The organism is Collinsella aerofaciens, assembly GCF_039758815.1.
Lineage (GTDB): Bacteria > Actinomycetota > Coriobacteriia > Coriobacteriales > Coriobacteriaceae > Collinsella > Collinsella aerofaciens_BP.
Genome location: NZ_JBDMSK010000002.1, coordinates 104176 through 116327, shown reverse-complemented (window position 1 = coordinate 116327; position 12152 = coordinate 104176). Strand labels below are relative to the sequence as shown.

The 12152-nt window shown below is 58.3% G+C and carries 8 protein-coding genes and 4 tRNA genes; all 12 read left to right on the top strand.

Annotated features, from left to right (window positions below; genetic code table 11):
• The first annotated feature begins 272 nt into the window (after positions 1-272).
• The 12 genes from ABHT90_RS02120 (at position 273) to ABHT90_RS02065 (ending at position 12098) form a co-directional block, all read left to right on the top strand.
• Positions 273-1949, top strand: coding sequence for a peptide ABC transporter substrate-binding protein (locus tag ABHT90_RS02120; protein ID WP_117770485.1), 1677 nt, complete (start codon positions 273-275; stop codon positions 1947-1949).
• A 156-nt stretch (positions 1950-2105) separates the two neighbouring features.
• The gene (locus ABHT90_RS02115) at positions 2106-3143 is read left to right on the top strand and encodes an ABC transporter permease (protein WP_022094885.1); all 1038 of its coding nucleotides are present in this window, start codon (positions 2106-2108) and stop codon (positions 3141-3143) included.
• Between the two features lie 14 nt (positions 3144-3157).
• On the top strand, positions 3158-4093 hold the full coding sequence (locus tag ABHT90_RS02110) for an ABC transporter permease (RefSeq protein WP_035138881.1): 936 nt from the start codon (positions 3158-3160) through the stop codon (positions 4091-4093).
• A 2-nt stretch (positions 4094-4095) separates the two neighbouring features.
• Positions 4096-5187 (top strand): ABC transporter ATP-binding protein, encoded by a 1092-nt coding sequence (locus ABHT90_RS02105; RefSeq protein ID WP_022094887.1) that lies wholly within the window; start codon positions 4096-4098, stop codon positions 5185-5187.
• Positions 5187-6215 carry an ABC transporter ATP-binding protein gene (locus tag ABHT90_RS02100; protein WP_022094888.1) on the top strand — a complete coding sequence of 343 codons (1029 nt, stop codon included), beginning with the start codon at positions 5187-5189 and terminating at the stop codon, positions 6213-6215. Before ABHT90_RS02105 ends, ABHT90_RS02100 begins: the two co-directional genes overlap by 1 nt.
• A 593-nt stretch (positions 6216-6808) precedes the next feature.
• A tRNA-Leu gene (locus ABHT90_RS02095) sits at positions 6809-6898 on the top strand.
• 59 nt (positions 6899-6957) lie between these two features.
• Positions 6958-9303 carry a GAF domain-containing SpoIIE family protein phosphatase gene (locus tag ABHT90_RS02090; protein WP_346981417.1) on the top strand — a complete coding sequence of 782 codons (2346 nt, stop codon included), beginning with the start codon at positions 6958-6960 and terminating at the stop codon, positions 9301-9303.
• 78 nt (positions 9304-9381) lie between these two features.
• Complete coding sequence (locus ABHT90_RS02085) at positions 9382-10128, top strand: anti-sigma factor antagonist (RefSeq protein ID WP_346981416.1); 747 nt, start codon at positions 9382-9384, stop codon at positions 10126-10128.
• A 105-nt stretch (positions 10129-10233) separates the two neighbouring features.
• A tRNA-Gly gene (locus tag ABHT90_RS02080) sits at positions 10234-10309 on the top strand.
• A 34-nt stretch (positions 10310-10343) separates the two neighbouring features.
• Positions 10344-10417: transfer RNA gene (locus ABHT90_RS02075), tRNA-Cys, on the top strand.
• A 42-nt stretch (positions 10418-10459) separates the two neighbouring features.
• A tRNA-Gly gene (locus tag ABHT90_RS02070) sits at positions 10460-10535 on the top strand.
• A gap of 303 nt (positions 10536-10838) precedes the next feature.
• Complete coding sequence (locus tag ABHT90_RS02065) at positions 10839-12098, top strand: IS256 family transposase (protein WP_430393361.1); 1260 nt, start codon at positions 10839-10841, stop codon at positions 12096-12098.
• Positions 12099-12152 lie beyond the last annotated feature (54 nt).

Below are 12152 nucleotides of genomic sequence, written 5' to 3'. Positions count from 1 at the left end.
TTGCAATGGGTCTCGCATGTGCGGGACCCTTTTTGTTTACATATTTGTAACAGAGTCAAAATATCCCCACATACTTCGCCAAACTAAAGAAATTCTCGACCGTTAACCGGAATTAGCCTCAAATCGTGCATAAAATGCGCTACTGTATTGCAATACGTTGGTCCGCTTTGTATAACCAGCCAAAACGGCGGACCGCGTTTGAATGGTTCGATTGGGCTGTCTTGACGTTGCCCGACCGAACTTACTTTGTCCTATCTCATAAGGAGGATGGCATGGCTGATTCTATGTTCCACCAGCCCGTTATGGGTCGTCGCGCCTTTGTCGGCGGTACCCTTGCTGCGAGCTCCATGGCTTTTCTTGCCGCATGCGGCAAGAAGGGCGGCGACGCTTCCGGTTCTGAGTCCGGTTCGACGCTGAACTTCTACATCAACAACCCGGTCTGCATCGACCCCTATAACGTCCAGGAGGACCAGGGCACTCAGGTCGAGTACCAGCTCTTTGATGCTCTGACCTCTTATGACGCCGAGAAGGGCGAGATCGTTCCGCTGGCTTGCGAGTCCTTTGAGGCCAACGACGACGCCACCGAGTTCACCTTCAAGATCAAGAAGGCCAAGTTCCACAACGGTGACGACGTTACCTCCAAGTCCTTCAAGCTCGGTTGGGAGCGTCTGGTCAACACCAAGTCGGCCATCGCTACCGAGTACGGCCCTTCCGAGGTCTCCTATCACCTTTCTATGGTCGAGGGCTATGACGACCTGCTTGCCGGTAACGCTACCGAGCTCAGCGGTGTTACTTGCCCCGACGATGAGACCCTCGTCGTCAAGCTGTCTTCCGCTTACGCCGACTTCCCCTTCGTCGCCTCTCACCCGGCTCTGGCCCCGGTTCCCGAGTGCGCCGAGTCCGATGTCAAGAGCTTCTATCTTGCACCGGTCGGTAACGGCCCGTTCATGATGGACGGCAAGTGGGAGGATGGTCAGGAGATCAACCTCAAGAAGTTCGACGATTACTATGGCGACAAGGCCAAGATCGATGGCATCCACTTCCAGGTCATCAAGGACATGGAGACTGCTTACAAGGAGTTCCAGGCCGGTAACCTCGATGTCTGCGACGTTCCCGTTGCTCAGATCGATGCCGCCAAGAAGGATCGCGGCGTGTCCAAGGACGGCTACACCATGGGTGACGGCGAGCGCATGCTGCTCGGCGCCGAGCCTTCCACGTACTATCTGACCTGCAACACCACGGCCGAGCCGTTCAACAACGCCGACCTGCGTAGGGGCATCTCCCTGGCCATCAACCGTGAGGCCATCTGCAAGACCATCTTCAAGGGTACCCGTACCCCTGCCGACGGCATTGTTCCTCCGGGCATCGATGGCTACAAGGAGGGCGCATGGGAGTTCTGCGCCTACGATGTCGACAAGGCTAACGAGTACCTCGACAAGGTTGCTCCCGCTGGCGCTAACGGGGATCGTGGCATTAGCGTGACCCTTTCCTACAACCAGGACGGCGGTCACAAGGAGATCATGGAGTCCATCATCGGTGACCTCGCCAAGGTTGGCGTTACCGCTGTCTCCGATACCCCTGAGTGGTCTGCCTTGCTCGAGCAGTACCAGAACTTTAACTATCAGTTCGGTCGTCTGGGTTGGATTGCCGACTACCCGATTATGGACAACTTCCTGTATCCGCTGTTCCACTCTGATTCCCTCGGTGGCGACAACCGCTCCGGTTACAACAACCCCGAGTTCGACGCCAAGGTCGACGAGGCTCGTACTATTGTTGACGACGAGGAGCGCGTCGCTAAGATGCAGGAGGCCGACGCTATGGTCGCTGCCGACTGCCCGGTCATCCCGGTGATGTTCTACACGCACACCATCGTCGGCTCCGATCGCATCAAGCACCTCTATGTCGATCCGCAGAAGCACGCCGAGCTGGGTACCGCTGAGCTCGCCTAAGAGTTTGCAGCTTCCGTGAGGGTCAAGTATTTACGTAGACCTCATGGGAAACATACAGTTCTCCCTAACCTGGGGTAAACTGGCTGATGGTAATTTTGGGATGCCGGTCTGGCGATCGGCATCCCATTTAGGTTAATCCCTAGATAGGGGAGTGGTATGGGTAAGTACATCGTTAAACGTGTGCTTCAGTTCATCCCGGTATTTTTGGGCGTTACGCTGATTCTGTTCGCCCTTCAGAATATCGTGCCGGGAGATCCGATCAAGCTGATCGGTGGAGACAAGGCTCTGTCCCCCGAGGTGGAGCTTCAGCTTCGCGTCCGCTATCACCTGGTCCAGTCGGACGAGGACGGCAACGCGATCCTTGACGAGAACGGCGACCCCGTTCAAACGTCGCTCGTGGACCGTTACTTGTATTACATGAACGGCCTGCTTCATGGCGATCTGGGCAATTCGTATCAGCGCAAGCTGCCGGTTACGGAAATCTTTGCCCAGAAGTATCCGTATACGGTCAAACTTGCCGCGTGCGCCATCGTGCTCGAGGCAATTATGGGTATCGGCGCGGGTATCATTTCGGCGGTAAAGCGTTATTCCTTCTGGGATATTTTGGTAACGCTCACCACGTCGATCCTCGTTGCGGTCCCGGCCTTCTGGCTCGGTATGTTGCTGCAGCTGTTCTTTGGCGTCATCCTCAAGGACGCTACGGGCGGTGCAATCTCCATGCCGATCTCGGGTGCCGGCGGTTCCAGCTCTCAGTATCAGGATTGGATGCACTATGTGCTTCCGACCATTACGCTGGCTTCGGTTTCGACCGCTTATGCCGCCCGCATTATGCGCTCGCAGCTGCTTGACGTCATGAACCAGGATTACATCCGTACGGCAAAGGCCAAGGGTCTCTCCAATCGCGCGATCATCGTCAAGCATGCGCTTAAGAATGCACTCATCCCCGTCGTTACCTATATTGGTGTCGACTTTGGCGGCATGCTTTCGGGCGCCATCCTGACCGAGACGGTCTTTAACTGGCCCGGTATCGGCTATGAGGTCTATCGCGCCATTAGCATGCGTGACTGGCCCATCGTTATGGGCGGCGTTACGCTCATCGTTGTCGTCGTCATGGTGATCAACCTGCTCGTCGACATTAGCTATGCATTCCTCGACCCGCGCATCCGCCTTGGCGGTCCGTCGGATAAGGCCTAAGGGAGGTACGTCTCATGCAGGAAACTGATTCTCAGTCTCAGGAGCAGGCTACCGCCACCAAGGCCGCATCTGCTCCCGCGAAGTCCCGCACGCTGTGGGGCGACGCTTTTAAGCGTCTTCGTAAGAACAAACTCGCCGTTATCGGTGTCTGTTGGATCATCATCGTCGTTGTGGTTGCCCTGACCGCAGATCTGTGGGCTAAGCCCTGGCTCGGTTCTCCGACGGCTTCCGACTCGACCACCATGGCCGAGACGTCGCTGCTGGCTCCGTGTGCAGAGCACCCGTTTGGCACCGACGCCCTTGGTCGTGACATTCTCGTCCGCGTTATCTACGGTGCGCGCGTTTCGCTGTCTGTCGGAATTATGGCCACCGCGATTTCCACGCTGATCGGTCTGGTCATGGGTGCTCTGGCCGGTTTCTACGGCGGCATCTGGGATACGATCATCATGCGCTGTGCGGACATCTTCCTGGCGTTCCCGTACGTGCTGTTCGTTGTCGCCATGATCGCCGTTATCGGCCGCGGTCTTCAGAACGTCTTTATCGCCATCGGTATTCTCGGCTGGCCTTCGATTGCGCGTGTCTTCCGCTCTGCGATCTTGACCGTCAAGGAAAACGACTATGTTGATGCTGCGCGCGCGATGGGTGCATCTGATGCTCGTATCGTCGTGCGTCACATCTTCCCGAACTCCGTCGCCTCCATCGTGGTCTACGCGACCATGAACATTGGTGGCGCCATCCTGACCGAGTCTGCTCTGTCCTTCCTCGGCATGGGCGTTATTCCGCCTACGCCTTCGTGGGGCTCCATGATTCAGGACGGTCAGCAGTATCTGCTGACTGCTCCCTGGATGATGATCATGCCCGGTCTGGCAATTCTCTCGACGGTGCTCGCCTTCACCCTGCTGGGTGACGGTTTGCGCGACGCCCTCGACGTCAAGATGAAGGACGCATAAGGATGAAGAAGAACAAGAACTATGTGGACCTGAAGGACCAGCCGGTTCCCGAGGGCCAGCATCTGCTCGAGGTCGATGACCTAAAGATGTATTTCCACACCGAGGATGGCGTCGTTCGCGCTGTCGACGGTGTCTCCTACACGCTCGATCGCGGCGAGACCCTGGGCGTCGTCGGTGAGTCCGGCTCCGGTAAGTCCGTGACTGCCATGACCATCATGGGCCTTATCTCGATGCCTCCGGGAAAGATTGAGGGCGGCGACGTTCGCTATCGCGGTCGTTCTATCCTCGAGATGACCGAGGAAGAGATGCAGCACATTCGCGGTAACGATATCGCGATGATCTTCCAGGATCCTATGACCTCCTTGAACCCGGTCTATAAGATCGGCAAGCAGGTAGGCGAGGGTCTTCGTCTGCACCGTGGCTACTCCAAGCAGGAGGCGCTCAAGCGCGCCACCGAGCTTTTGGACCTCGTTGGCATTCCCGAGCCCGAGAAGCGCGTCAATGAGTATCCGCACCAGTTCTCTGGCGGTATGCGTCAGCGCGTCATGATCGCTATGGCTCTTGCCTGCGATCCCGATATTCTGATTGCCGACGAGCCCACGACTGCCCTGGACGTTACCATTCAGGCTCAGATTATCGAGCTCATGCAGGAGATGCAGGAGAAGAACGGCAACGCCATTATCATGATTACCCATGACCTGGGCGTCGTTGCCGATATGGCCGATAAGATCATGGTTATGTACGCCGGCCGTCCCGTCGAGTTCGGTACTGCTGAGGAAATCTTCTACGAGAGCCGCCACCCCTACACCTGGGGCCTTATCCGCTCCATCCCAGAGCAGGCCATCGAAGAGAAGAAGCCTCTTACGCCGATTCACGGCAACCCGCCTTCGCTCATGAACCTGCCCGAGGGCTGCGTATTCTCTCCTCGTTGTCCCTATGCGACGGACAAGTGCCGCAAGCAGCGCCCCGAGCGCGTTGTCACCGAGTCCGGCCACTATTCTGCGTGCCACTACTCCGGTGACCCCGAGTTCCTCAAGAACGCTCCTGAGACGTCCCGTACGCGCAAGGATTCCAAGAAGGGAGGCGAGGCGTAATGGCAGATACCAACGAGCGTACTCCGCTGCTGAAGGTCGAGCACCTCTCTAAGGAGTTTCCCGCTGAGTCCGGCATGTTCGCCAAGCGTTTTTCCAAGCGTGTCGTCTCTGCTGTGAACGACATTTCGTTCGAGATTTATCCTGGCGAGACCTTTGGTTTGGTCGGCGAGTCCGGTTGCGGTAAGTCCACCACGGGCCGTACCATCATGCGCCTGACCAAGCCGACTGCCGGTAAGGTGTTCTTCCAGGGCAAAGATGTTGCCGAGATGAGCAAGCATGAGATCAAGGACATGCGTCGTGAGATGCAGTTTATCTTCCAGGATCCTTATGCTTCGCTCAATCCTCGTATGACCATCGGTGAGATTGTCTCCGAGCCCATGACCATTCACGGCGTGGGCACCAAGGAGGAGCGCATTGAGCGTGTCCGCGAGCTGCTGGACGTCGTCGGTCTGAATCCCGAGCACATCAACCGCTATCCGCACGAGTTCTCCGGCGGTCAGCGTCAGCGTGTCGGCATTGCCCGTGCATTTGCGCTGAAGCCCAAGCTGATTATCTGCGACGAGCCGGTTTCCGCTCTGGATGTGTCCATTCAGGCCCAGGTTCTGAACCTGCTCAAGGAACTGCAGGACAAGTTCGGTACCGCGTATCTGTTTATCGCTCACGACCTGTCCGTCGTGCAGCACATCTCCGATCGCGTTGCCGTTATGTATCTGGGTAAGATGGTCGAGGTTTCGGACTGGAAGACGCTCTATAGTGAGCCTCACCATCCGTACACGCAGTCGCTGCTGTCTGCCGTGCCGGTGCCCGATCCGGATATCCAGAAGACCCGTAAGCGCATCATCCTTGCCGGCGATCCGCCGTCACCGCTGGATCCGCCGACCGGTTGCCGTTTCCACACCCGCTGCCCGATCGCGCAGGGCATCTGCTCTGAGAAACTTCCCGAGTTTAAGGAAGTTGCACCGGGTCACTGCTGCGCCTGCCACTTCGCGGAGCCGTTCCCGATCAAGGAATCGCACATCGACCTGTAGTCGGTTGTTCTTGTCCGGGCCCGCCCTGGTGTTACTTTTCAGAACGTCCTCGGACATGCAAGAAACCCCCGCTGCGCACTTCGTGCGGCGGGGGTTTCTTGCGTCCTGCGGAGTGTTCTGAAAAGTAACACCAGGGCGGGCCCTACGTTAACTCGGCAGGGGGAGTGCGATTCCTTGATCGCTCACTTTGTCTAATAAGAAATTTAGTGAGGCCGGAGCTTTGGCTCCGGCCTCCCCATATAAGGGCTCGGCTTTGCCGAGCCACTAAATTTATATCAGCCCCCAGAACATGTTTGAGAACTGTGCCTGAAGTATGTATTTGCAGGCCCCGAATCGGTGTTGCCTCCCGGCGCATTCCGCAGGGGGAGCGATATTTTGCAGCACGAAGTTCGCAACAAAATATCGCTCATGCCCGAGGACGCGCCGGGAGGCAACACCGATTCGGGGCCGAACATATAGATCTACCAGCGCATTTACAAATTCGTAAACTTTTTTGAAAAAAGTGCTTGCACAGTTCTCGAATCATAGGTTATTATCTTCCTCGTTGAACGCGCGGGTCCAACAAAATGAACCGCGAATCAACAACATAGCATGTCGGAGTGGCGGAATTGGCAGACGCGCTAGCTTGAGGTGCTAGTGACCGCTTTTTGGTCATGCGGGTTCAAGTCCCGCCTCCGACACCATCGCATTTGAGAAGCCTCTTCGGAGGCTTTTTTGTTACCGATAGACGGTGGGGTCCACGATGGAAACGCTTGAACGCAACGAGTGGGCAGACGTTGCCCAACTAGTCGAGATCACGAGCGATGCTGTCATCATCTGTGAGCTCGACGGAACCATTCTGCATGTGAATAATCGCTTACTTGGTTTGATGTGCGAGGAACGCGCCGACGTCATCGGTGGAGATGTTAAAGACGTCCTGTACTCGTCCGCTTTTGAACGTGCGACGGAACATCGTCTGCCATTTGAAACTGATGGCTCCGAGAGCGAACTGATGCTCAAGCTGAGCGATGGCTCCTTTATCCCCGTCTTGGTTCGTGCGGGCTCCGTAACGCCTCCACGCATTTTTGGGCGCCGCGCACCACGTGTCCTGGTGGCGCTTCACAGTATCGAGGAACAGTATTCACACGACCGTCAACTCAAACGTGCGTTATCGGAGCTTAGAGTGGCGAACAAGCGTCTCTCTGGCACGCTCTCGGTCATTATGAGCACTGTGGGCTCCGATGAGTTACCCAGCCTGCTTGATACCGTTTTGAACCAGCTTGTAGGAACGCTCGATGCTTCGGGTGCCGCTATCTATTTTTCTGAGAGCGGCGGTTTTAAGCTACGCGGTGTTTCCAAGGAGCTGTACGACAGCTACCTGCCCGAGTTCTTGCCGTATGGCGCTGGTATTCCGACGTATGTTCTTCGGGAGTCGCGCGCCTGTCGCTTGTCGATTCAACAGGACCTTGAGGGCGATAGGGCCGCCTCCGGTATGTTCATGGACCTGGACAATCGTTCTAAGCACCTGTTGCGCGTGCAGGATATGCCTCCGTACCGCAGCGAGATTTGTCTTCCCGTTTTTTACGGTACGCAGATCCTTGGCGTGCTGGAAGTTGGTTGGAAACGCCCCCAGGCACCGCTCGCCTATGACGTTAATGTACTCGAGGTCATTTGCGATTACCTGTCTATCCAGCTGGTCGGCATGGCATCGAGCCTTCGCTCTCGTCGTACGGCCGAGCTTGGCCGCTCGCTCAATGTCTTACGTGATGAGTTGTTTACCTTTCTAGACGATTCCGCCGCGGCTACCCAGGCGGTATCGTCCGAGATCTGCAATATGCTCAACTGCCATTTTTGTCCTGTTGAGTATGACGCCAGTCTGGACTCCTACGTCATAGATTTTGAAGGTGGCAGTCGCGTTGCTTTGCCGGACGATCCCGAGAAGCTATTCTTTTCCACGACGGCGCCGGCGGCACGTCTGGGGGCTGGCCCTGATGGCTTTGAGGCATCTGTTTTGGGCGGCACGAGTGCCGAGGACCTTAAACACGTCCGTATAACTCGCGTTGACGAATCGATGCCTATGGGAGGCTGGCTTAGGGCACATGGTCTGCCTTGTCAAGGTCTCTACGTCGACTCCGGCATCGAGGCTGGGCGCCCGCGCTCTGAGGGTGATGGCAAGCACAGTAACGACGCGATTGTTCCTGCTTCTGTTGCGAAGAGCCCGACAACGCGCGCGCTACTGCTTCGTGATGGTAGCCAAGAGCCGATTGATGACCTTGAATATGACTACTTGGTGCACTTGGCGCATGACTTTGAACTGATTTACGAAGGCGAATCTCAAAAGCGCGAGGAGCGCCATATCGCTCAGACGCTCCAGATCGGCATGAGAAATTCCCTGGGGGATGTTCCGGGTATCGCAACCGATTCGGTGTACCTGTCGGCCACGAATTCGGCGTTGGTCGGAGGCGATTTCTATACGCTCATTCGTCTTCCCGACGACTGCGCCGTCATGATTCTGGGTGATGTGTCTGGCAAAGGCATTGAGGCCGCATCGATGTCCGCGCTCGTCAAGACGGCCCTGACGGCATATGCCTGGGAGGGCGCTGGACCGGCCCGCATGGCACGCTCCCTTAACAGCATGCTCATGGGCTTTTCGAGGGTCGAGACGTTCGTGACGGCCTTTATCGCCAAGATTGACCTTAAAGCCGGACGCGCAACGTATTGTTCGGCGGGCCATCCTCCGACCATGGTCATCAGGCCAGAGTCGATGCCGCTGGGTGGCGGCGAGGCCCGTGGGGGAGAGGTTGAGCTGCTTGGATGCCAATCGGGCGTAATCGGTGCCTTTGAGAGCATGGTGTACGAGACAGGCGTGTTTACGTTCGCCCCCGGCGACATGCTCTTCATGTATACGGATGGAACGATTGAGGCCCGCGACCGCACCGGAGCGTTCTTTGGCGAGCAGCGCTTGCGCGACCTTCTGCTTTCTGTTTCGGGGGAGGGCGTGTCGGGCATTTGCGGCAAGGTCTTGGGCGAGCTTGACCGATTTACCGAATCGGCGCTGGACGATGACATTGCATTGGTGTCCCTTGAGTTTTTACGGGGTCGTTCATAGACGACGCTGGGCGGGCTGAATCCGTACGGTTGGGGAAACGAATGCATCGAGTGGGCTTTTTTGGGGAACCATGGTCGTATGAATGAGTGGAATGACATAGCGGTTTTGACGCCACCAGGCGATATCGACATCGTCACGGTGCCTGCGCTGCGTCGGCGGTTGGATGCTTTGATTGGCCGCGGCGTGCGTCGTGTTGTCATCAACTGTCAGGCTGTTAGCTTTATCGATTCGACGGGCTTGGCATTCCTGCTTACGCGCGCTCGTGAGCTCATGAGGCGAGAAGGCCTGCTTTCGCTCGTCAATGCATCGGGTGAAGTTGTTCGCTTTTTGGAGATTGCTCGTCTTGTCGATATCCTTCATGTCGCGGGGCCGGCACGGGAGTCTATTCCCGCCATTCCGGTGGGGGAGCTGCCTCGCTGGAGTAAGAGCGTCGAGGTCCGTCAGGGTATCGAGAATCTTCCATACTACCGACATCGCATCGCCGAACTCCTTGAATCGCTTCCGTTGCGCCGTGACGAGCGCTACGATGTCGCATTGGCGTCGGGGGAGGCGCTGGGTAATGCCTATGACCATGCGGACGGTATCGGGTGCGTCCTGACGGTTCAGGCCTATGGCGATCGCGTTGTGGTTGAGGTGCTTGATCGAGGTGCCGGCTATTCTATCGATGAAACGAGCGAGCCGGTCGCATCCGAGGAGCGCGGCCGTGGCATCAAGCTTATGCGTATGCTCGTCGATAACGTGGAGGTTGCTCGTCGTACGGACGGCGCCGGCACGCGCGTGCAGATGGTGAAGCTGTTTAGCGGAGCGCTGGAATCGTGTGCCTAGCCAATCGCTTTAGCGCGTTTGGCTATTAAGAACATGCGGCAGACAAGTTTTTTGAAAAAAGTACTTGCGTCTTTTGGACAACTCGCGTAAATTAATAACCCGCAAGCGGACATGGCTCAGTTGGTAGAGCACAACCTTGCCAAGGTTGGGGTCGCGGGTTCGAGCCCCGTTGTCCGCTCCATTGCATTTCCGGACCGTTTAGGCGGTCCTTTTTCGGCGAAGTGGCCAAGTGGTAAGGCAGAGGCCTGCAAAGCCTTTACCCCCGGTTCGAATCCGGGCTTCGCCTCCAGGCAACATCCGGGCGCTCCGGCGCCCGTTTTGTTTTACATATGCGGACATGGCTCAGTTGGTAGAGCACAACCTTGCCAAGGTTGGGGTCGCGGGTTCGAGCCCCGTTGTCCGCTCCAAACGCAACAGCCCGGCTACCACGGTAGCCGGGCTTTTTTGTATCCATCGCATGGGCTCGAACCCGAGAGGGGGCGATCGTTTTGGGGCGTGGCTGTGGCGTTGTTTGTCGCGAATGTCCGCTTTGGGCGTATCATCGTGGGCATCTCGCATAACCTCGTTGCGATCGCGTCGGAAATGTTGGTGTAAGCGCGCCGACGGCTGACCGCCAAACGCAAGCGGCCCCTGTCCTAGAATCTGGAATTGCTACATAACACAGGTTCTGGGAAAGGACAGGGACCGCTATGGAGATATTAGCAGACGCGATGCCGGGTAGGGCCGCCATCCCGAGGTCGACCGACGGGTTGGTCGACATCCAGTCGCTGCTCAGGCTGCTCGCCGAGCAGGTGGTCAACGCCATCATGGACGAGGAGGCCGACCAGCTCTGCGGCGAGGGGGCCAACAGCAGGAACGGCTACCGCAACCGCACGCTCGAGACGTGCGTGGGCACGCTCAACCTGAGAATCCCCAAGCTCAGGACGGGCAGCTTCTTCCCCGAGGACGTCCTCGAGCGCTACCAGCGCGTCGACCGCGCGCTCGTCGCGGCGGTGGCCGAGATGTACGCCACCGGCACCAGCACCAGGAAGGTGCAGAGGATAGCCGGGAAGATGGGCATCGAGAGGCTCGGCAGGGACCGCGTGAGCGCGATCGCCGCGACCCTCGACGCCGAGATAGCCGACCTCGCGGAGGGGCCGCTCGATGCGCGCGCGATACCCTACATCTGGCTCGACGCGACCTACGTCAAGTGCCGCCGCGGGGGCCGCGTGGCTTCGACCGCGGTGGTCACGGCGATAGGCTGCGACGAGTCCGGCTGGAGGCGGGTGCTGGGGGTGTCCGTGGTGGACACGGAGTCCTACGAATCGTGGCTCGGTTTCCTGCGGAAGCTGCGCGACCGCGGCGCGACCGGCACCGAGCTCGTCGTATCCGATGCCCACGGGGGCCTGGTCAGGGCCATAGGCGAGGTCTTCCAGGGGGCGGCCTGGCAGCGATGCGCCGTGCACCTGATGCGCGACTGCATGCGCGAGGCCGGCTCCTGGCAGCTGAGGCGCCGCGTGGGGCGCATCGTCTCGTCGGTCTTCCGCGCCGGGGACGCCGCCACCGCCGTGGCCATGTACCACGCGGCGTGCGAGATGCTGGAGGGGTGCTGCCCGAGGGCGGCGAGGGTGCTCGAGGAGGCGGAGCCCGACGCGCTCGCGTACCTGGACTTCCCGCCGTCGCACTGGAAGCGCCTGCGCACCAACAACGTGCAGGAGCGCGCCAACAGGGAAATCAAGCGCCGCTCGCGCGTGGTGCAGGTCTTCCCGTCGGAGAGTTCGCTGCTCAGGCTCGTGGGCGCCGTCATGTGCGACCAGGCCGAGACATGGTCCGGCTCGCGCTACTTCTCGGAGAGGAAGATGGCCGAGATGCATGACGCCGCGTTCAGAATGGGTGCCGCGGGCGAGCACGACTGGGCGGAGCTGGAGAAGGCGGCCAGGAAGATGATCGAATCCAGCCTGGAACTTGCCGACAGCGTGGAGGCGGCCTAGGATATCAACTGATTCCGGATATCGGACACAGGGGCCGCAAGGGCCCTTACACCA